This window comes from Pedobacter metabolipauper (assembly GCF_004362715.1).
GTDB classification, from domain to species: Bacteria; Bacteroidota; Bacteroidia; order Sphingobacteriales; family Sphingobacteriaceae; genus Pedobacter; species Pedobacter metabolipauper.
The window spans coordinates 973,646-993,555 of record NZ_SNYC01000004.1 but is presented as its reverse complement, the minus strand read 5'-3'; the positions used below and the strand labels follow the sequence as shown (position 1 = coordinate 993,555).

21 protein-coding genes are annotated in these 19,910 nt (G+C 41.2%); 15 read left to right on the top strand and 6 right to left on the bottom strand.

Annotation, left to right across the window (positions count from 1 at the left end):
- Positions 1–60: 60 nt before the first annotated feature.
- Positions 61–513 carry a D-aminoacyl-tRNA deacylase gene (gene dtd / locus ATK78_RS10995; RefSeq protein ID WP_133576132.1) on the top strand — a complete coding sequence of 151 codons (453 nt, stop codon included), beginning with the start codon at positions 61–63 and terminating at the stop codon, positions 511–513.
- A 150-nt stretch (positions 514–663) separates the two neighbouring features.
- Complete coding sequence (locus ATK78_RS10990; RefSeq protein WP_133576131.1) at positions 664–990, top strand: nucleotide pyrophosphohydrolase; 327 nt, start codon at positions 664–666, stop codon at positions 988–990.
- Positions 991–1,018: 28 nt separating this feature from the next.
- On the opposite strand, the gene ATK78_RS10985 is transcribed toward ATK78_RS10990, so the two are convergent.
- The 4 genes from ATK78_RS10985 to rsmA all read right to left on the bottom strand — a co-directional run bounded on the left by ATK78_RS10985 (position 1,019) and on the right by rsmA (position 3,765).
- Positions 1,019–1,420, bottom strand: a complete 402-nt coding sequence (locus ATK78_RS10985) for an HIT family protein (RefSeq protein ID WP_133576130.1) — start codon at positions 1,418–1,420, stop codon at positions 1,019–1,021.
- A 3-nt stretch (positions 1,421–1,423) separates the two neighbouring features.
- Positions 1,424–1,897, bottom strand: a complete 474-nt coding sequence (gene greA / locus ATK78_RS10980) for a transcription elongation factor GreA (RefSeq protein ID WP_133576129.1) — start codon at positions 1,895–1,897, stop codon at positions 1,424–1,426.
- A 151-nt stretch (positions 1,898–2,048) separates the two neighbouring features.
- Positions 2,049–2,975 carry a 2-hydroxyacid dehydrogenase gene (locus tag ATK78_RS10975; protein WP_133576128.1) on the bottom strand — a complete coding sequence of 309 codons (927 nt, stop codon included), beginning with the start codon at positions 2,973–2,975 and terminating at the stop codon, positions 2,049–2,051.
- Between the two features lie 7 nt (positions 2,976–2,982).
- On the bottom strand, positions 2,983–3,765 hold the full coding sequence (gene rsmA, locus ATK78_RS10970; RefSeq protein WP_133576127.1) for a 16S rRNA (adenine(1518)-N(6)/adenine(1519)-N(6))-dimethyltransferase RsmA: 783 nt from the start codon (positions 3,763–3,765) through the stop codon (positions 2,983–2,985).
- Positions 3,766–3,865: 100 nt separating this feature from the next.
- Here rsmA and pdxA point away from each other — a divergent pair, with 100 nt between their 5' ends.
- The 13 genes from pdxA (at position 3,866) to ATK78_RS10905 (ending at position 17,213) form a co-directional block, all read left to right on the top strand.
- Entirely contained in the window at positions 3,866–4,945 is a 1,080-nt protein-coding gene (gene pdxA / locus ATK78_RS10965) for a 4-hydroxythreonine-4-phosphate dehydrogenase PdxA (RefSeq protein ID WP_133576126.1), read from the top strand.
- 65 nt (positions 4,946–5,010) lie between these two features.
- Positions 5,011–5,544: a YceD family protein gene (locus ATK78_RS10960; protein ID WP_133576125.1), complete on the top strand. Its 534-nt coding sequence runs from the start codon at positions 5,011–5,013 to the stop codon at positions 5,542–5,544.
- An 18-nt stretch (positions 5,545–5,562) separates the two neighbouring features.
- Positions 5,563–5,754 carry a 50S ribosomal protein L32 gene (gene rpmF, locus ATK78_RS10955; RefSeq protein WP_048903635.1) on the top strand — a complete coding sequence of 64 codons (192 nt, stop codon included), beginning with the start codon at positions 5,563–5,565 and terminating at the stop codon, positions 5,752–5,754.
- Positions 5,755–5,853: 99 nt separating this feature from the next.
- Positions 5,854–6,795 (top strand): phosphate acyltransferase PlsX, encoded by a 942-nt coding sequence (plsX, locus tag ATK78_RS10950; protein WP_133576124.1) that lies wholly within the window; start codon positions 5,854–5,856, stop codon positions 6,793–6,795.
- 8 nt (positions 6,796–6,803) lie between these two features.
- Positions 6,804–7,793, top strand: a complete 990-nt coding sequence (locus tag ATK78_RS10945; protein WP_133576123.1) for a beta-ketoacyl-ACP synthase III — start codon at positions 6,804–6,806, stop codon at positions 7,791–7,793.
- A 72-nt stretch (positions 7,794–7,865) separates the two neighbouring features.
- Entirely contained in the window at positions 7,866–8,336 is a 471-nt protein-coding gene (accB, locus tag ATK78_RS10940) for an acetyl-CoA carboxylase biotin carboxyl carrier protein (protein ID WP_133576122.1), read from the top strand.
- An 82-nt stretch (positions 8,337–8,418) separates the two neighbouring features.
- Complete coding sequence (accC, locus tag ATK78_RS10935; protein WP_133576121.1) at positions 8,419–9,759, top strand: acetyl-CoA carboxylase biotin carboxylase subunit; 1,341 nt, start codon at positions 8,419–8,421, stop codon at positions 9,757–9,759.
- Positions 9,760–9,840: 81 nt separating this feature from the next.
- A complete protein-coding gene (tatC, locus tag ATK78_RS10930) occupies positions 9,841–10,731 on the top strand; it encodes a twin-arginine translocase subunit TatC (RefSeq protein ID WP_133576120.1) in 891 nt (296 codons plus the stop codon).
- 50 nt (positions 10,732–10,781) lie between these two features.
- Positions 10,782–11,222 (top strand): ribose 5-phosphate isomerase B, encoded by a 441-nt coding sequence (rpiB, locus tag ATK78_RS10925; protein ID WP_133576119.1) that lies wholly within the window; start codon positions 10,782–10,784, stop codon positions 11,220–11,222.
- 37 nt (positions 11,223–11,259) lie between these two features.
- Entirely contained in the window at positions 11,260–12,855 is a 1,596-nt protein-coding gene (locus ATK78_RS10920) for a M28 family peptidase (protein ID WP_133576118.1), read from the top strand.
- Between the two features lie 127 nt (positions 12,856–12,982).
- Positions 12,983–14,371: a LutB/LldF family L-lactate oxidation iron-sulfur protein gene (locus ATK78_RS10915; RefSeq protein WP_133576117.1), complete on the top strand. Its 1,389-nt coding sequence runs from the start codon at positions 12,983–12,985 to the stop codon at positions 14,369–14,371.
- Between the two features lie 6 nt (positions 14,372–14,377).
- Positions 14,378–16,354 carry an alpha-ketoacid dehydrogenase subunit alpha/beta gene (locus ATK78_RS10910; RefSeq protein ID WP_133576116.1) on the top strand — a complete coding sequence of 659 codons (1,977 nt, stop codon included), beginning with the start codon at positions 14,378–14,380 and terminating at the stop codon, positions 16,352–16,354.
- A 46-nt stretch (positions 16,355–16,400) separates the two neighbouring features.
- A complete protein-coding gene (locus ATK78_RS10905) occupies positions 16,401–17,213 on the top strand; it encodes a hypothetical protein (protein ID WP_133576115.1) in 813 nt (270 codons plus the stop codon).
- On the opposite strand, the gene ATK78_RS10900 is transcribed toward ATK78_RS10905, so the two are convergent.
- Both ATK78_RS10900 and feoB read right to left on the bottom strand, forming a co-directional pair.
- Positions 17,162–17,776, bottom strand: a complete 615-nt coding sequence (locus ATK78_RS10900) for a SprT-like domain-containing protein (protein WP_243732498.1) — start codon at positions 17,774–17,776, stop codon at positions 17,162–17,164. The genes ATK78_RS10905 and ATK78_RS10900 overlap by 52 nt on opposite strands.
- 19 nt (positions 17,777–17,795) lie before the next feature.
- The gene (gene feoB, locus ATK78_RS10895) at positions 17,796–19,910 is read right to left on the bottom strand and encodes a ferrous iron transport protein B (RefSeq protein ID WP_133576114.1); all 2,115 of its coding nucleotides are present in this window, start codon (positions 19,908–19,910) and stop codon (positions 17,796–17,798) included.

Genomic DNA, 19,910 nt, shown 5'->3' with positions numbered 1-19,910 from the left:
GAACATTACAAAAACCTTGTAAAGAAATATACAGGAGACCATTTAATTAAGAAACACCAGATGAGAGCAGTTATTCAACGGGTAACACAAGCCAGCTGCACGGTAGACAACAAAACTACAGGTGCCATTGAACAGGGTTTTATGGTACTATTGGGTATTGAAGATGCAGATACTCGTGAAGACCTGGAGTGGCTGGCTCAAAAGATAACCGGCATGCGGATCTTTAGTGATGAAAACGGTTTAATGAACAAATCGCTTACTGATGTTGACGGCAACATCCTTTTAATTAGCCAGTTTACCCTATTTGCTGCTACAAAAAAGGGAAACCGGCCAGGCTTTACCAAAGCTGCCAGGCCAGATAAAGCAATCCCTTTATATGAAGCCATGATCAAACAGCTCGCTATACTGCTTAATAAGGATGTTCAAACGGGTATATTTGGTGCAGACATGAAAATTAGTCTAATCAATGATGGCCCGGTCACCATCCTGATCGACACCAGGAACAAAGAATAATACTGCAACTTTCTATATAGTTACAATCTGTCTTTTTAATGGAATAAAACAGAAATCCCAGGAAAAAAAATACCTTCAATAACTTATATAGCACAGAAAACTCTAAAATTAACAGGATTTAACCCTTAATAGATAAATTTCAAAAATAGCATGACCATATTAGAAGCACAGGAAACGGTTGATCAATGGATCACGACAACAGGAATCCGTTATTTTAACGAACTGACCAATACCGCGATACTCATGGAAGAAGTTGGCGAAGTAGCCCGGATCATGTCCAGAAAATATGGCGAACAGTCATTCAAGAAAAGCGATGAAGCGGTTGATCTTGGCGATGAAATGGCCGACGTGCTTTTTGTACTGATCTGTCTGGCCAACCAGACCGGTATAGATCTAACCGATGCATTGGAGAAAAACCTGGTTAAGAAAAGTATCAGGGATACTGAACGGCATAAGAATAATGAAAAACTAAAGTAAAAAATTGATCCGGATCAGACCGGATCTTTTAATCGAGTGTAAGCGCTGCTTTAATTCTTGCAGCGGCTTCTTCCAATTCTTCCTGGCTGGGTTTTAATTTTTCCCTGCTAAAGTTCATGTCATTCACAGCATTCATAGGGATCAGGTGAATGTGCACATGCGGCACTTCCAATCCAATCACAGCAATGCCTACCTTTTTACAGGGGAAAGCCTCTTTAAGTCCTGTAGCCACTATTTTAGCAAACAATGTTAATCCAAAATAACTTTCTTCATCCATATCAAAGATGTAATCGATCTCTTTTTTAGGGATCACAAGAACATGTCCCATCACCAATGGATTTACATCTAAGAAGGCTAAAAACTCGGTAGTTTCTGCAACTACATGAGCTGGAATTTCACCACTAACAATTTTTGAGAAAATACTTGCCATAATCTATCTGGTGATCTCTAATATTTCAAATTCTATTTTTCCGGCAGGAACCTGGATCTCCGTCTTATCGCCAACAGATTTACCAAGTAAACCTTGTGCAATAGGTGATTTTACAGATATCTTTCCTGTTTTCAGATCTGCTTCACTCTCGGCTACCAATTGATAAGACATGGTAGCGCCGTTATTCATATTTTTGATCTTTACAATAGAAAGTGCCAAAACCTTGGTCAGGTCAAGTTTAGACTCATCAATAAGTCTTGCACTGGCCAGTGTAGTTTTCAATTTTGATATTTTAGCCTCATGCAGGCCTTGTGCTTCTTTGGCGGCATCGTACTCGGCATTTTCAGAAAGGTCACCTTTATCCCTTGCTTCAGCTATAGCTTTGGAGATCAATTGTCTGCCCTTAGTGGTTAAGTAATGTACCTCTTCCTTTAGTTTGTCTAATCCTTCCTGAGTGTAGTATGTTACTTCTGTCATAGCTCAATTTATTAATTATATTTTGTTTAAAATACAAACAAGACTATACCGGCCATTAGCCCACATAGTCTTGCTGCAAATCTAAACGAAGATAATGGGGTATTATCACAAAACCAAATTATTCAACTAAAATGATTAGCCTGTGAATAAATTACAGTTCCTTAAGTTTTTCAGCAAGCACCTCAGAGATCTTACGGTACGATTCAAACGTCCATCCGCCAACATGAGGGCTTAAGATCACCTTAGGCGAACCAACCAGTTCTGCATACCAGCTTTGGTTTGCCAGTGCGGGAAATTTCTCCGTTTCCAGCACATCCAATCCGGCTGCAATGATCTTATTGCTGCTGATTGCATTGAGTATCGCCTTTGTATCTACCACATCTCCCCTGGAGGTATTGATGAAGAAGATGGGTTTACGAAAATGAAAAAGATATTCTTCATTGACCATTTGCCTGGTTTCTGAAGTAAGCGGAACATGCAGGCTCAGCACATCGCTAAATTTAACAATTTCTTCCATGCTGCATTCACGGGCATGAGCATCAGAGAACCCGGTTTTATATTTATCGTACGCCAGTACATTTACTTCAAAACCGGCAAGCTTTTTAGCAAAGCTTTTACCCATAAAACCATAACCAATAATGCCTACTGTTTTACCCTTTAACTCGTAACCACGGTTACCTTCCCGGTCCCAAATCCCATTTCTGATTTCCTGGTCACCCTTCCGCATATTGTTCATGAGCAACAGCAGCATCCCTACAGCATGCTCCCCAACTGCATCCCGGTTTCCTTCAGGAGCATTTAATAACTGTATACCTTTTTGATTGGCATACGCCTCGTCAATGTTATCTAATCCTGCACCTGCGCGGGCTACAAACTTCAACTGTACGGCCGCATCCATTAGTTCCCGGTCGATCAGGAATTTTGTACGCACTGCAATACCATCATAACCGGCAATAATAGCCATGGTTTCTGCCCTGGTAATCAGTGGCCGGTCGTCTACTTCGTACCCCATTGCTTCCGCATTTTCTTTAAATGCCGGGTGGAGATCATCAACTATTAAGATTTTTCCTTTACTCATGATCAATTTATTGGGCCAGATGCTGCAGATGCTGGGTAAGTGTAATGAAATTATCTACGCTGAGCTGCTCTGCCCGTTTATCAAAAAATGGATGATCATCCATCTTATCTTTTGGCACTACTCCAGACAATGCATTGCGCAGTGTCTTTCTTCTTTGGTTAAAACCAGCCTTTACCGTACGCCAAAATAACTTCTCATCACATGGCAATGTTTCTACTTCATTTCTGCTAAGCCGGATCACACCTGAATTCACTTTTGGTGGCGGATTAAAAGTACCAGGCTTTACACTGAACAAATATTCTATGTGGTAATAGGCCTGGATCAGCACACTTAAGATCCCGTAATCTTTAGTACCTTCTTTTGAAGCACAACGTTCTGCCACTTCCTTCTGAAACATACCAACCATCTCTACCACATGGTCACGGTTTTCCAGAATCTTGAACAGGATCTGTGATGAAATATTATAGGGAAAATTGCCAATGATGGCATACTTACCAGAAAAGATAGAAGCCAGATCAAGAGCAAGAAAGTCGCCATTTATAAGCCGGTCTCCCAACTGGGGATACTTTTCTTTAAGAAAGTGATACGACTCTACATCAATATCAATCAGGAAAGTTTCGAGTTCCTTGCGCTCCAGCAAAAGATCGGACAAAATGCCCATTCCCGGCCCTACTTCCAGCACTTGTGTGTACTGATCGTTATGGATAAGGCCATTAACAATCTTTGCGGCAATTTTTTTATCGGTTAAAAAGTGTTGCCCTAAATGTTTCTTTGCCCTAACCAAACTCATACATAATTGTCTTAAAAGCCGCAAATTAAGTAAAGTTTTACTAGTATCGGACTAACATTAAGGCGAAATTCAGTAATTTGCGCGAAATTTTTATTTGGACATGAGCGATAAAATCAAAATCGGGATAAGCATAGGCGATATAAATGGGATTGGACTAGAAGTAATTCTGAAAACTTTAGCCGAAACCCAGATCCTGGATTATTGTACACCAATAGTTTACGGACACACTAAAGTTGCTTCTTATCACCGTAAGGCTTTAGGCATTAGTGATTTTACATTTAATGTGATCAGTCATCCCGATGCGGCCAATCCAAAAAAAGCAAACCTGATCAATTGCTGGGAAGAAGATGTAAAAATTGATCTGGGCGTATCGAATGAAATTGGTGGCAAATATGCCTTGCTTTCATTGGAAAAAGCTACCGACGACCTGGTAAATGGCCACATTGATGCCCTGGTTACTGCACCCATAAATAAACACAACATACAATCAGAAACCTTTAATTTTCCCGGACACACGGAATACTTACAGGAACGCAGCGGAAGCAGTGATGTGCTTATGTTTTTGCTGAGTGAAGACATTCGTGTAGGGGTTGTAACCGGACACATTCCTGTTGCTGAAATACCTCAAAGCATCACCAAAGAAAAGATCGTTAAGAAATTACTGTTAATGAACGAAAGCTTAAAAAAGGATTTTTGGGTAGAAAAACCAAAGATTGCTGTTTTAGGCTTAAACCCCCATGCCGGCGACAATGGCCTGCTGGGCAAAGAGGAAGAAGAAATCATTATGCCTGCTATACAGGAAGCCTTTGATAAAGGGGTAATCTGTTTTGGACCATATCCTGCAGATGGCTTTTTTGGAAAAGGAAGCTACAAACAATTTGATGCCGTTTTGGCGATGTACCACGACCAGGGCCTAATTCCATTTAAAACCATCGCATTCAGTACAGGTGTTAATTTCAGTGCTGGTTTAAAGTTTGTGCGCACCTCTCCGGATCATGGAACAGGTTATGATATAGCCGGTAAGAACGCAGCAAACCCATCATCATTTATTGAAGCAGTTTTTAGTGCCGTACACATTGTAAAAAATAGAAGAGAACAAGCCAGTTTATTAAAAAATCAGTTAAAAGGCGGTGGTAAAATTGTTGAAACCGCATTCGACTTGAAAGATGATGCAAATTAGAAAAGAAAACTATTTGCAAGCATTAAATATTATTCCTACATTTGCGGGCTAAAATTTTGTTACAATTGAAACCATTAAAACAATTTTCAATCCCTTTTACCGGCTTAAAAATTGGCAAACATCTGTTTGATTTTGAGGTCGATAACAACTTTTTTGATGCTTTTGAATATTCTTTGGTAAAAAAAGGATCTTTAAACGTAGCGGTTGAACTGGATAAACAAGAAACAATGTTAATCTTACAGTTCCGGATAAATGGAACAATTGTATTGGATTGTGATAAATGTTTAGCTGAATTTAATGCACCACTTGAAGTACAGGAAAGGCAAATTGTAAAATTTGCTGAAGATGAGTTAGAAAGCGATGATCTGGAGATCATATCCTTAAGCAAAAAGGAAAGTGAGATCGATGTATCCGCGCTGATCTATGAATTCATTACCGTATCGGTGCCTTATATTAAAATATGTGAGCAAAATGGCGATGGCCAGAAATGCGACCAGGAGATGATTGCCAGACTGGAAAGTTTGGCTGTCGGATCACAAGAAGAAGAACAAGAACAAAGTGATGACCCGCGTTGGGCAGCATTGAAAAAATTAAAATAATAATTAAATAAATCAGTAATGGCACATCCAAAACGCAAGATTTCTAAAAGTAGAAGAGATAAAAGAAGAACACACTATAAAGCAGAAGCTCCTTCTTTAGCTACTTGTCAAACAACAGGTGCAATACACACACCTCACCGCGCTTATAACGTTGATGGTAATTTGTACTACAACGGTAAATTGGTTATTGAAAACACCTCAATAGGTTAATTTTCTGAAAAATAGTTTGTGTTTTAAGTCTTTGAAAGTTTAACTTAGAGACCACAAAACAAAGGGTATTTTGCCCCATACACAAACTGATTTTTTACTATGAAAATAGGTCTCGATATAATGGGCGGAGACTATGCTCCTAAAGCTAATGTTTTAGGAGCAATAGCAGCTCATCCATTGTTGTCTTCCGGCGAGCAAATTGTGCTCATTGGAGACACGCAGCAGATTAAGCCCCTACTCTCTGAAAACGGATTCAATCCGGATCACTTTGAATATGTTCATACCGAAGAAGTGATTGGTATGGGCGAACATCCCACTAAGGCTATTGTTCAAAAGCCGAATTCCAGCATTTCTATAGGATTTCAATTACTTAAAGAAGGTAAGATCGATTCATTTGCCAGCGCAGGAAACTCCGGGGCTATGCTTGTCGGTGCCGTCTTTAGTGTAAAAACCATTCCCGGCATTATCAGACCTTGCTTATCTACCTTCCTCCCAAAATTAAGCGGTGGCGTAGGTTTAATGGTTGATGTTGGTGCCAATGCAGACTGTAAACCAGATACCCTTCTTCAATTTGGTGTGCTTGGAAGCCTATATGCAGAAAATGTAATGGGTATCGCCAACCCTAAAGTGGGCCTCATCAATATTGGTGAAGAAGATGAAAAGGGAAATATGCTTAGTCTGGCCACATTTCCTTTGATGAAAGATACCATGCTGTTTAACTTTATCGGAAACGTAGAAGGCCGGGATCTCTTTAATGAAAAAGCAGATGTTATTGTTTGTGATGGATTTACAGGAAATATCATGTTAAAACTTGCCGAATCGTTTTATGTGCTTACTAAGAAAAGAGGATTAAAAGATGATTTCTTTGACCGCTTTAATTATGAGAACTATGGAGGCAGTCCGGTTTTAGGTGTAAATGCACCCGTTATTATCGGACATGGCATCTCCAGCCCTACTGCAGTAAAGAACATGATCCTGCAATCCAGAGATATGATCACCACCGGCTTGGTAGGTAAAATACAAGCTGCATTTAATAATTAAAATATAAAATGAGTAAAATTCACGCTGCAATTACTGCTGTTAACGGCTACGTTCCAGACTACGTGCTTACAAATAAAGAACTAGAATCTATTGTAGACACGACTGACGAATGGATCACGTCCAGAACAGGTATAAAAGAGCGAAGAATACTAAAAGGCGAAGGCCTTGGCACATCTGATATGGCTGTTCATGCCGTAAACGGATTATTGGAAAAACGTGGCATCAGTGCCCTGGATATCGAACTGATTATCTTTTGCACAACCACACCAGACCTTCCTTTTCCTGCATCAGCAAATATACTTGCGGATAAGATCGGCGCAAAAAATGCATGGGGCTATGACCTTCAGGCAGCATGCTCCGGTTTTATATATGGAATCTCTACTGCATCTCAATTTATTGAATCTGGAAAACATAAAAAGGTTTTGGTTGTTGGCGGTGATAAAATGTCATCGATCATCAATTACCAGGACCGTACTACCTGCATCATTTTTGGTGATGGCTGTGGTGCTGTTCTTCTGGAACCAAATGAAGAAGGTTTAGGTGTAATAGATTCGGTATTGAGAAGCGACGGTTCGGGCCGTCAGTTTCTTCATCAAAAAGCCGGCGGCTCTGCAAGACCTGCTACACATGAAACCATTGATAATAACGAACACGTCGTATACCAGGAAGGACAAGCCGTATTTAAATTTGCGGTAACCAATATGGCAGATGTTGCTGCTGAAATTATGGAACGCAACAACCTGACTTCTGAAGATGTAACCTGGCTGGTACCTCACCAGGCAAATAAACGCATTATTGATGCTACGGCTTCAAGAATGGGAATTGGCTCTGAGAAGGTAATGATCAACATACAGCGCTACGGCAATACAACCAACGGCACCATTCCGTTATGCTTATGGGAATGGGAAAGCCAGTTAAAAAAAGGTGACAACATTATACTTGCCGCTTTTGGTGGTGGTTTTACATGGGGTTCTGTTTACTTAAAATGGGCGTATTAATCTTTTATAATAAAAAATCATAACTTAGTCGATTCTTAAAACAACATTGTTTTCTTAAAATAACACCAAAAAATGGATATCAAACAAATTCAGGAACTTATTAAATTTGTTTCTCGTTCGGGCGTAAATGAAGTCGCTATTGAGCAAAAAGACTTCAAGATAACTATTAAAACTAACCAGACCCCTACCGTTGTTCATGCTACTGTTCCAGCTCCGGTTGCAACAGCAATACCAGCAGCAGCAGCACCTCAACCAGTTTCACCTACAGAAACCCAGGTTCCGGCAGCAGATGATACTTCTAAATACATCACTATAAAATCTCCAATGATCGGAACGTTCTATCGTTCTTCTACTCCGGATAAACCTTCATTTGTAAATGTGGGCGACGAAGTTTCAACGGGTAAAGTGGTTTGTATCATTGAAGCCATGAAATTATTTAATGAGATAGAAAGTGAAGTTTCTGGCAGAATCGTAAAAGTGCTGGTTGACAATGCATCACCGGTAGAATACGATCAACCTTTATTTTTAGTAGAACCAATTTAATCCGTCATGCCAGGTTTGTCCGGCATCTCCAATACTTTAACAGATCCTGAACTGATTTCAGGATGACGATAGAAAAAATTATATGTTTAAGAAAATATTAATTGCCAACAGGGGCGAGATCGCCTTGCGTATTATACGTACCTGTAAAGAGATGGGCATTAAAACGGTAGCCGTATATTCTACTGCCGACAGGGAAAGCCTGCATGTTCGCTTTGCAGATGAAGCTGTTTGTATTGGTCCGCCGCCTAGTAAAGATTCTTACCTAAGCATCCCAAATATTATTTCTGCTGCTGAGCTGACCAATGCCGATGCGATACACCCAGGCTACGGGTTCTTATCTGAAAATGCAAAGTTCTCTTCTGTTTGCCGCGACTATGGAATTAAGTTCATCGGTGCAACGCCTGAACAGATCAATTCAATGGGCGATAAAGCTTCTGCTAAAGAAACCATGAAACTGGCTGGTGTACCAACCATTCCCGGTTCTGAAGGACTACTGGAAAGCGTTAAAGAAGGTATAAAAATAGCCAACGATATGGGCTACCCCGTTATTCTAAAAGCAACTGCCGGTGGTGGCGGCCGCGGAATGCGCGTAGTTTGGAAAGATGAAGATTTTGAAAACGCATGGGACAGTGCCAGACAAGAATCAGGTGCTGCATTTGGTAACGACGGCTTGTACCTGGAAAAATATATAGAAGATCCACGCCACATTGAAATCCAGATCATTGGTGATCAATATGGTAAGGCCTGCCACTTATCTGAACGCGACTGCTCTATTCAGCGCCGTCACCAAAAACTGGTTGAAGAAGCACCATCTCCTTTCATGACTCCGGAACTGAGAGAGAAAATGGGTGAAGCAGCCATCAAAGGTGCCATCGCCGTACAATATGAAGGTGCAGGTACCATAGAATTTCTGGTAGATAAACACCGCAACTTCTATTTCATGGAAATGAACACACGGATCCAGGTTGAACACCCGGTTACCGAAGAAGTGATCAACTACGATTTAATTAAGGAACAAATTAAGGTAGCTTCCGGTGTTCCGATCTCGGGTAAAAACTATTTACCGGATATGCATGCCATTGAATGCCGCATCAATGCGGAAGACCCCTTCAATAACTTCAGGCCCTGCCCTGGAAAAATAACAAACTTCCACTCTCCGGGTGGTCACGGTGTACGCGTAGATACTCACGTATATGCGGGTTACCAGATCCCTTCCAATTACGATTCAATGATTGCCAAACTGATCTGTGTTGCACAAACGCGTGAAGAAGCCATCAGTACCATGGAACGTGCATTGAGCGAATTTGTTATTGAAGGTGTAAAAACTACGATACCTTTCCATTTAAAATTGATGAAAGATCCTAACTTTAGAGCTGGTAATTTTACTACCAAGTTTATGGAAACTTTCGAATTTTCAGAATAGCCTAAAAAACTATTTATAATTTAAAACGTAAGTACCATTCTCAATAAATAGAATGGTATTTTTGTTTTACAAATAACTTACATGAGTGATACTAAAAAGCGTGACCTGATTGGCGCGATTAAAGAAAAGGGTAAAACATTAGAAGCTGAGATGTCTTTCTTTGACCACATAGATGTGCTGAGAAAACATTTGTTACGTGCGTTATTAGTTATTGTAATCTTTACAGCCGGTGCATTCTGGTTCTCTGATTTCATTTTTAATGAACTCATTATGGGGCCTAAAAATCCAAACTTCTGGACGTATAGAATGATGTGTAAAATGGCCGCTGAATTTCCAACCCTCATAGGTTCGGATTTCTGCATTACACACATCGATGCAAAGATCATCAATACAGAAATGGCCGGACAGTTTACCCTGCAAATTAACTCTTGTGTGATGGTCGGCATCATCCTTGGAATTCCTTACCTTCTTTTTGAACTCTGGCTATTTGTTAAACCTGCATTGCATGAGAAAGAACGGAAGTCTGCCAGCAGCTTTGTTCTATTTGCTTCTTCCCTGTTTTTTGTGGGTATCTTGTTTGGATATTACCTGGTTTGCCCATTATCGGTAAACTTTCTGACCAACTTTACGGTAAGCCCTGAAATAGAAAACACCTTTACCATATCGTCTTATCTTTCTTCTGTTGCCACGCTAACCATTGGTTCTGGTATTATATTTCAGTTACCGGTAGTGATCTACATCTTGTCAAAATTCGGGATCATGACACCTGCATTTATGCGGTCAAGCAGAAGATACGCCTTTGTAATTATCCTGGTTATTGCAGCTATTGTAACCCCTACACCAGATATCATTACCATGCTTGTGGTTGCATTCCCACTGGTGATCTTATATGAGCTAAGTATTTTTATTTCTGCAAATATTGAACGCAAACGGAATAAGGAGTTAAACGCTACTTCCATCGTAAATACCTAACAAAAACTTTACGCGCATCTTTTTATTATTCTATATACTTTTGATAAACAATGTCTACAGCTACTAAAATTAAAATTGCAATTGGCGCAGATCATGCAGGTTTCGATTACAAGGAGATGCTAAAGCATTATCTAACAAACTACGAGGTTAAAGATTTCGGCACTTATTCAACCGCATCAGTTGATTACCCTGACTTTGCACACCCGGTAGCTTCGGCCGTTGAAAGTAAGGAATATACATTCGGGATCCTGGTTTGCGGAAGTGCAAATGGTGTTGCAATCACGGCAAATAAACATCAGGATATCCGGGCATCGATCTGCTGGCTTAATGAACTGGCAGCTTTGGCAAGACAGCATAACAACGCAAATATTTTATGCATTCCTGCCCGCTTTGTTTCTGTAGAACTGGCCCAGGAAATGGCTGCTACCTTCCTGAATACTCCATTTGAAGGTGGAAGGCATGCCGGAAGGGTGAATAAGATATCCTGCTAAACAATAAACTAAACAAAATAATATAATTAACTAAATAATGAAAAGACACTTTCTATACACAGGTTTTGTGTTATTTATGGGGTTTGGCGCCTTTGCCCAAAACCAAAACGCCATAAAATTCAGCAAAACCATAACAAAAGACAATGCCTACAAGCATTTATCGGTACTTGCATCTGATGAATATGAAGGTCGCGAAACTGGTAAAAAAGGTGCATGGATGGCTGCTGATTACATCAAGACCTTTTTTAAGAGCCTGGGCTTAAAAGGACCTGTCAATGGCGATTACTTTCAGCCTGTTGATCTCGTTACCAATAGCCTGACCCAGATCTTGACCATTGATGGACAGCCTGCTGAAGCGATTAAAGATTTCTATATTCCAGCACAGACGGTATCCTCAAAAGGATTCACTTTCAATACCAGCACCATTCTTTTTGCAGGTTACGGCCTAAATAAAGAAGGATACAATGATTTTGCCGGACAAAATGTGGCGGGCAAAGTCGTGCTGATCTTAAAATCAGGACAACCTGGAGAAGCTCCTGCTGCTGCCAATCCAAGAGCAGAGACCATCGCTTTAAATGCGAAGATCAAATTTCTTTCAGAAAGTAAAGCCTTAGCTGTTCTTGTTGTTGATCCAGGTGTTGATAATATGACTGCAAATCTGAAAAGCTACCTGACATCTGAGTCACTGACCATGAAAAGCAAAGAATCTATTGAAAAGATGAATGCACCTCAGGGCATGGTTACCATCAACATCAGTTCTGCTACCGCCAATAAAATATTAGCGGTTGCCGGAACAAGTATCGATGCGTTAAAAAAACAAATTGCAGATAGCGGCAAACCTGCTACCAAAGAACTGAAAGTAATGATTTCTGCGAGCGGAACCAAAGTGGAGAAAAAAGTACGCGGAGAAAATGTTCTAGGCTTCCTGGAAGGTTCTGATCCGAAACTGAAAAAAGAAGTATTGGTGGTAACCGGTCACTATGACCACATTGGTTTAACGACCAGCGGCGATGATAAAGTAAATAACGGCGCAGATGACGACGGTTCTGGCACTACCGGTGTATTAATGGTTGCTGAAGCTTTTGCTAAAGCAAAAAAAGCAGGCAAAGGCCCGAAAAGAAGCATCCTGTTCATGACTGTAGTTGGTGAAGAAAAAGGCCTTTGGGGCTCTGAATGGTATTCAGAAAACCCGGTATTTCCATTAGAAAACACCATTGCAGACTTAAATATTGACATGATCGGCCGTGGAGATAAAGATCACGCCACTGATAATAACTTCGTTTACATTATTGGTTCTGATATGCTTAGCTCTGATCTGGATAAGATCGGTAAAAAAGCCAATAAAGATTATGTAAACATCAACCTTGATGAGCGGTACAATAACAGAACAGACCCTAACCGTTTCTACTACCGTTCTGACCACTACAACTTCGCTAAACATGGTATCCCTGTTATATTCTATTTTAACGGTGTACACCCTGAATACCATATGCCTGGCGATGAGATCAGCAAAATTGACTTCCCTATGCTCGCCAAAAGAGCACAACTTGTTTATTTTACAGCATGGGAATTGGCAAATGGCCTTAAACGTCCGGCTGTAGATAAAAATGAAGACGGTACCCCAAAGAAATAAGTGAAAAAAAATAAGAAATAACCGTTAAATAAATAAGTGAAAAAAACCTGCCTCTTAAGGCAGGTTTTTTGTTTTATAACCGTTCATGTTGTATTGAATATAACCACAAATTTATCTAAGTTTGAAGATGATGAAGATTGCTGAAGATTTTTTAGTAAAGGCAGATGAGAAGGCTTTCGATTTAGGACATCGCAAAACGATAAACCATAACATCGGAAAGTATAATTATGCAGTAGAAAGGGGATTGTCTAAGTTTGAGAATTTAGAGAATTCGAAAAAGAAAGCACACGTGATCAAATGGCGTGTGATGGAAAATCTGGACAAATTCCTTCCTGAATTTGAATCCAATTTCCAGAAAAGAGGTGGTAAGGTGATCTGGGCAAATGATGCAGAAGAAGCTCAAAGGGAAATCCTGAACATCATCCGTAAAAATGGCGGCAAGACCGTGATCAAATCTAAATCCATGACCACTGAAGAGATTCATTTAAATGATTTTCTTAAGAAAAATGAGATTGAATCTTTAGAAAGCGACCTTGGTGAATTTATCGTTCAGCTACTGGACCAGCCTCCATATCATATTGTAACCCCGGCCATGCACCTCAGCAAAGAGGAAATTGCTAAACTATTTAATGAGAAGTTTGGTACACCGCTGGACTATACGCCCCAGCAGTTAACGCAAAAGGCAAGAGAACTGTTAAGAGAGAAGTATTTGAATGCCGATATCGGGATTAGCGGAGGTAATTTTTTAATCGCAGATACCGGAAGTATCGCACTGACAGAAAACGAGGGAAATGCCAGGTTATGTACCACCTTTCCAAAAATTCATATTGCAGTTGTCGGCATTGAAAAGGTTATTCCTTCCATGGCAGACCTTGACCTGTTCTGGCCGCTTCTGGCCAGCCACGGTACAGGTCAGAATTTAACCGTTTACAATACCATACTAAGCGGACCCAAACGCGGCGAAGAAACCGATGGACCGGAAGAAATGTATGTGATCCTGCTGGATAACGGACGAACCAACCTGCTGGCCCAGAAAGAACAACGTCAGGGTTTATACTGCATCCGCTGCGGAGCATGCTTAAATGCCTGCCCCGTGTATAAAAATATTGGGGGCCATACCTATAACACAACCTACAGCGGACCAATCGGCTCAATCATTACCCCACATCTAAAGGGAATGGCCGAGTTTAAGCACCTGAGTTATGCCTCCAGTCTATGCGGAAAATGCTCAGAAGTGTGCCCGGTTAAAATAGATATCCATAAAATGCTGCTGCTTAACCGAAGGGATGCTGCAGAACAGCATGAAAATACGAAAGCAGAAGAGATTGGCTGGAAGATCTGGAAAACAGGAATGTTGAAAAGATCAAGAATGGATCTGGTTGGCGGAAAGATCAAAAACTTCTTCCTTCAGAAATTATTTAAAAAAATGTGGGGCAAGTACCGCAATATGCCTGTGGTTGCACCAAAATCATTCGCCAAACAATACGAAGAGCGGAATAAGGAACCTAAAAACTAGACAATAATGGTCTTCGACAGAAAAGATAAGAGCAACGCTACCTTACTTGATCTTTATAAAAAACTGCTCTATCCAAGAATGGTTGAAGAAAAGATGCTGATCTTACTCCGTCAGGGCCGAATTGGGAAGTGGTTCTCTGGAATTGGCCAGGAAGCCATTGCTGTTGGCAGTACCCTGGCAATGAATGGTTCAGAATACATTCTGCCAATGCACAGGAACCTCGGTGTATTTACTACCCGCAACATTCCACTAAAAAAATTGATGGCCCAGTGGCAGGGTAAAGCTACCGGCTTTACAAAGGGCAGGGACCGCTCCTTTCACTTTGGCACACAAGAACACAAGATCATTGGAATGATCTCTCACCTGGGCCCGCAGATGGCTCTGGCAGATGGTATTGCACTAGCTGATCTTATTGCCGGCAGGGAAAAGGCAACATTGGTCTTTACCGGTGAGGGTGCTACCAGTGAAGGCGACTTCCATGAAGCCATAAACGTAGCTGCTGTATGGAACTTACCCGTCATCTTTTTAATAGAAAATAATGGATATGGTCTCTCCACACCCATTAATGAGCAATTTAAATGTGCACACCTGGTAGATAAAGCCATAGGTTATGGAATTGAAGGCATCCAGATCGATGGAAACAATATCCTCGAAGTTTATGATACCCTGGCTGTCATCTCAGAAAAAATGAGACTGGACCCCAAACCAGTTTTAGTAGAATGCTTAACCTTCCGGATGAGGGGCCATGAAGAAGCTTCAGGGACAAAATACGTTCCGCAGGAACTATTTGAAGCATGGGGAGAAAAAGATCCTGTTAAGAATTTTGAACAGTTTCTTTTTGAACTGCAGGTACTCAACGACGATCTCCTTCTGGAGATCAGATCAGAATTTAAGCATGAAATAGAAAAAGAGGTCGAAGCCGCATTTATGGATGCAGAACCCGAAGCTGATGTAAATACCGAACTGCAGGATATGTATTATCCTAATGCTGAAAACCCTGTTGAAGCAACTGGTCAGGCTACAGAGATCCGCTATATTGATGCGATAACGGATGGACTTAAAATGGCCATGAGAAAACATCAAAACCTGGTTTTAATGGGTCAGGATATTGCTGAATATGGTGGTGCTTTTAAAATAACAGACGGCTTTGCTGCTGAATTTGGCAAGCAAAGGGTTCGCAATACACCAATCTGTGAATCTGCGATCGTTGGGGCGGGCCTCGGTCTCTCCATCAACGGGTATAAGGCAGTTGTAGAAATGCAGTTTGCCGACTTTGTAACCTGCGGCTTTAACCAAATTGTGAACAACCTTGCTAAAACCCATTACAGATGGGGAGAAAAAGCAGATGTGGTGATCCGGATGCCGACAGGTGCTGGAAGCGGGGCCGGCCCTTTTCATTCTCAAAGCAACGAAGCCTGGTTTACAAAAACACCCGGATTAAAGGTAGTTTACCCGGCTTTTCCTTACGATGCAAAGGGACTGTTACTTGCCGCCATCGATGATCCAAATCCAGTCATGTACTTTGAGCACAAAAACCTGTACCGAAGCTTAACCGGACCAGTACCGGCAAGCTATTACACCCTCGAAATTGGAAAGGCCAATGTATTAAGAAAGGGTGAACAATTAAGCATCATTACCTACGGTGTAGGCGTTCACTGGGCCTTAACCTACTTAAATGAAAATCCGCAGATCTCTGCTACATTGGTAGATCTGTGCAGTTTACAACCCTGGGACAAGACAGCTGTTCTAAATGCGGTGAAAGATACAGGAAGAGTACTCATCCTGCATGAAGATACCCTTACCTCCGGGTTTGGTGCGGAACTGTCGGCATGGATTGCGGAGCATGCCTTTCAATACCTGGATGCACCAGTATTACGCTGTGCAAGCAGCGACACTGCAATTCCAATGAACAAAGCATTAGAAGAAAGCTTTTTAGCCAAAAGCAGGCTGGCTTCAACAATTGATCGCCTATTGGCCTACTAGACTTGGCACGATAATCGCCTGTCTTTTAGTCAATAAAAGAATATTTATGAAAGCCATCTGCCTGTTATCTTTATTAACAATTACATTATATAGCTGTAGTCAGGGACCTAAGCATCCTCAGGCAGATCTGATCAGCCAGCCTTCAGCTACTTCCATGACAGCGCAATCTATCGTTGCATTTTCAGATTCTGTTGATGCCGGATTAAGCAGCCAGGAAAAGCACACCAGCCTCATTTATTCAACCGGAGACAATCTATCCACCTATGTAGAAGAATATAGCAGCAATGGCTCTCCTGTACTTTTTAAAGAATATATTAACAACGAGACCATAAGCAATACCGTAAAGCAATACTATTTTAAAAACGACACCCTGGTGCTCATCAAAGAAAGCAGCAAGCGGAATAAAGACCGTGCCTGGATCTTTACAGACATCCGTACCTATTTGCGTAACAACATTACCTTTAAAAAAGAAAGCCGCAGCGCTCCTTCCTTTGCCGCGTTAAAATCTCAGCCCTATACAGAAGTTAAAGCTGATGCAAATGCCGTGCATGATGATCTCACAGAAAATATCCGGTCATTGAAAGATGCCGTAAATGGAAAGAATAAATATGAAATGATCTTCAATGAGATCATCTCTTCTCCGGATGAGCGTTACATTGTGCTTAAAGGAAATATGCAGAATGGATATAGCGCCAGTATACGTATTAAAGAAAAAGACCAGCTTATAGACAGTATTTTAAAAGACCCATCAGTATTTAAAGACGAGAAATTAGCCCTGAAATGGGAGATCGTGGACAATGAAGCCGTTTATGTACCCGTAGCCGCTAAGGTTACTTCAGCTAAGGGGTTAAAAAGGTAAGTATTGCCATTATCGAGGCAAACACAACGATAGCGTTTCCTCAATCTTTCTCCTTTTTTGAACTGACGGCCATCCTTAATAGTAAATACCGAATTTAGGGGCAGTTCTTCCAACCGGGATACATTCAACAGAACATCGTACTTTTTCAAGGCCCTTGACAATTTCAAGTCCGTACAGCTTGCTGCAGAAGGGTTATTCAAATAACTGACAATGGCTTTCTGAACATCTTCAGGAAAAATATGCTGGTCAATGAAGGGTACCATCATCCGTTTAAAGTTACGCTTCCATTCATCGCCATGCGGCTTTACTTTGTTCTTATGCTCGTTCCAGGTAAGCAGGTGTGCAAACTCGTGAACGGTAGTAACCAGGAATGAATAGGCATTTAAGTCGTTATTAACAGATATTTTATGCCCGGTTTCTTTATATGGATGCCTGTAATCACCAAGCTTGGTTGCCCGGTTCTTAGAGATCTTAAACTCGCACTGAAAATAATCGATCCAGCGCGCTATGATTGGAGCTGCGGCCGGGGGCATATATTGCGCTAAGACATTCTCCTTTTCCACAAGCACCAAGATAACTAAATTACTTTAACAATTGATAGGCAATTAAACTCGCAATATATGCCATAACGGTCATGTAAACCAATTGGATGACCGGCCATTTCCAGGACTTTGTTTCCCTGTAAACAATAGCCACTGTACTCATACACTGCATGGCAAATGCATAAAACAACATTAAAGAGAATGCAGTAGCAAACGTAAATACCGGCAAGCCCGTCTCTGAATTTCTCGCACTGCGCATTTTATTTCTAATGGTAGCAACTTCTTCATCGCTGTCTACACTATAGATCGTTGCCATTGTGCCAACAAAGGCTTCTCTGGCAGCGAAAGAAGTAATTAACGCAATTCCTATCTTCCAGTCAAATCCTAAGGGCTTAATGGCAGGCTCAATTACATGACCTAAAATACCAGCATAAGAATTTTCCAGCTTCTCTGCAGACCGGTCCCGCTCCAGCGTGCTGATCTGAGTACTGTCCTTTTGAGCTTCAATTGCAGCATATTTATCATCTATGGCTTTAAAACGTGAAGGCGGACCATAACTGGCCAGTACCCAAAGAATAATGGAAATGGCAATGATCACTTTACCGGCTTCAAATACAAAGGTTTTCGATTTCTCGTACATCGTGTACAACACGTTAGTCCACCGCGGCATCCTGTAAACCGGAAGTTCCATGATAAAATAAGACTTTTCTTTGGCCTTGATCAAAAACTTCATGATAAATGCCACAAATACTGCAGCAACAATACTGATCAGGTACATCCCCATCAGGGTAAGACCCTGCAGGTTTATAAAGCCCCATACCATCTTTTCTGGCACAACAAGAGAGATCAATAATGTATATACAGGTAACCGTGCAGAGCAGCTTACCAATGGTGCCACCATAATGGTGATGATCCGGTCTTTCCAGCTTTCTATATTCCGGGCACTCATGATTGACGGAACGGCACAGGCCAAACTTCCAATCATTGGCACTACAGATTTACCACTAAGCCCAAACTTACGCATGATCTTATCCATCATAAACGTAACTCTTGCCATATAACCACTATCCTCAAGAATAGAAATAAAGGCAAACAGGATTGCAATTTGTGGTATAAAGATCACTACACCGCCAAGTCCGGCCACAACACCATCCAATAGCAGATTAGTCAGGATCCCGTTGGGCAAGTATTTATGCCCCAGTTCAGTGAGGGTAACAAAAGCAGATTCGATCAGGTCCATCGGGTAGGACGACCACGAAAAGATCGAGTTAAAGACAAAGAATAAAATGGCAATAAAGATCAGGAAGCCCCAGAATTTATTGGTAAGTACAGCATCCAGTTTATCACTAAAAATGAACTTTCGCTCTGCACCGGTATCTTTAACAACCCCGGTCAGTACCGTTCCCAGGTAGCGGTACCGGGAGATGGTTTCTTCCGTTTGGATCCTGGAACTTTCAAAACCAGCAGATGCTTTTATTTGCTCAATACCCGCATGCTCCTCAACAGTGTACACATCCAGAAATTCATGCTGATGAAGGATCTGCAGTGCCAGATAATCATTGTCAATTTTTAGCAGGTGCTTAACCTGATCAATGGCACCCGGTGCCAGCACATTCATATCGGCACCATGAACTTGTGTAGCAATGGCAGTTGCGTTGCTCAATGCGTCTTTTAATGCAGCAAGTCCAAAGTTGCTCCTGGCAGAGATGGCAACAACCTGTATGCCCAAGCGCTCAGATAGCTTATTGACATCAACGTCAATTCCTTCCTTTTTAGCCATATCGGTCATATTAAGCGCCAATATAACCGGCAGGCCAAGGTCAGCTACCTGCGTATATACCAATAAATTTCTTCTAAGATTTGTTGCATCAGCCACTAAAACAACAACATCAGGATGGCTGGGGTTTTTCGGATCTGCAAGCACCTGGAATACAATCCGTTCATCCTTACTTTTAGGATACAGGCTATAGGTTCCCGGAAGGTCAACCACTTCAGCCTGGCGGCTATCTGCCAGGGTACAATAGCCTATTTTCTTATCTACTGTGATGCCTGGAAAGTTTCCTATCTTTTGATTTAAACCAGTAAGGAGGTTAAATAAGGTTGATTTACCGGTATTAGGATTTCCAACCAGCGCAATTTTTATATGTTTCGCCAA

Coding starts and splice junctions, on each gene's coding strand:
- dtd (WP_133576132.1), top strand. CDS start 61: ATGAGAGCAGTTATTCAACGGGTAACACAAGCCAGCTGCACGGTAGAC.
- ATK78_RS10990 (WP_133576131.1), top strand. CDS start 664: ATGACCATATTAGAAGCACAGGAAACGGTTGATCAATGGATCACGACA.
- ATK78_RS10985 (WP_133576130.1), bottom strand. CDS start 1,420: ATGGCAAGTATTTTCTCAAAAATTGTTAGTGGTGAAATTCCAGCTCAT.
- greA (WP_133576129.1), bottom strand. CDS start 1,897: ATGACAGAAGTAACATACTACACTCAGGAAGGATTAGACAAACTAAAG.
- ATK78_RS10975 (WP_133576128.1), bottom strand. CDS start 2,975: ATGAGTAAAGGAAAAATCTTAATAGTTGATGATCTCCACCCGGCATTT.
- rsmA (WP_133576127.1), bottom strand. CDS start 3,765: ATGAGTTTGGTTAGGGCAAAGAAACATTTAGGGCAACACTTTTTAACC.
- pdxA (WP_133576126.1), top strand. CDS start 3,866: ATGAGCGATAAAATCAAAATCGGGATAAGCATAGGCGATATAAATGGG.
- rpmF (WP_048903635.1), top strand. CDS start 5,563: ATGGCACATCCAAAACGCAAGATTTCTAAAAGTAGAAGAGATAAAAGA.
- plsX (WP_133576124.1), top strand. CDS start 5,854: ATGAAAATAGGTCTCGATATAATGGGCGGAGACTATGCTCCTAAAGCT.
- ATK78_RS10945 (WP_133576123.1), top strand. CDS start 6,804: ATGAGTAAAATTCACGCTGCAATTACTGCTGTTAACGGCTACGTTCCA.
- accB (WP_133576122.1), top strand. CDS start 7,866: ATGGATATCAAACAAATTCAGGAACTTATTAAATTTGTTTCTCGTTCG.
- accC (WP_133576121.1), top strand. CDS start 8,419: ATGTTTAAGAAAATATTAATTGCCAACAGGGGCGAGATCGCCTTGCGT.
- tatC (WP_133576120.1), top strand. CDS start 9,841: ATGAGTGATACTAAAAAGCGTGACCTGATTGGCGCGATTAAAGAAAAG.
- rpiB (WP_133576119.1), top strand. CDS start 10,782: ATGTCTACAGCTACTAAAATTAAAATTGCAATTGGCGCAGATCATGCA.
- ATK78_RS10920 (WP_133576118.1), top strand. CDS start 11,260: ATGAAAAGACACTTTCTATACACAGGTTTTGTGTTATTTATGGGGTTT.
- ATK78_RS10915 (WP_133576117.1), top strand. CDS start 12,983: ATGATGAAGATTGCTGAAGATTTTTTAGTAAAGGCAGATGAGAAGGCT.
- ATK78_RS10910 (WP_133576116.1), top strand. CDS start 14,378: ATGGTCTTCGACAGAAAAGATAAGAGCAACGCTACCTTACTTGATCTT.
- ATK78_RS10905 (WP_133576115.1), top strand. CDS start 16,401: ATGAAAGCCATCTGCCTGTTATCTTTATTAACAATTACATTATATAGC.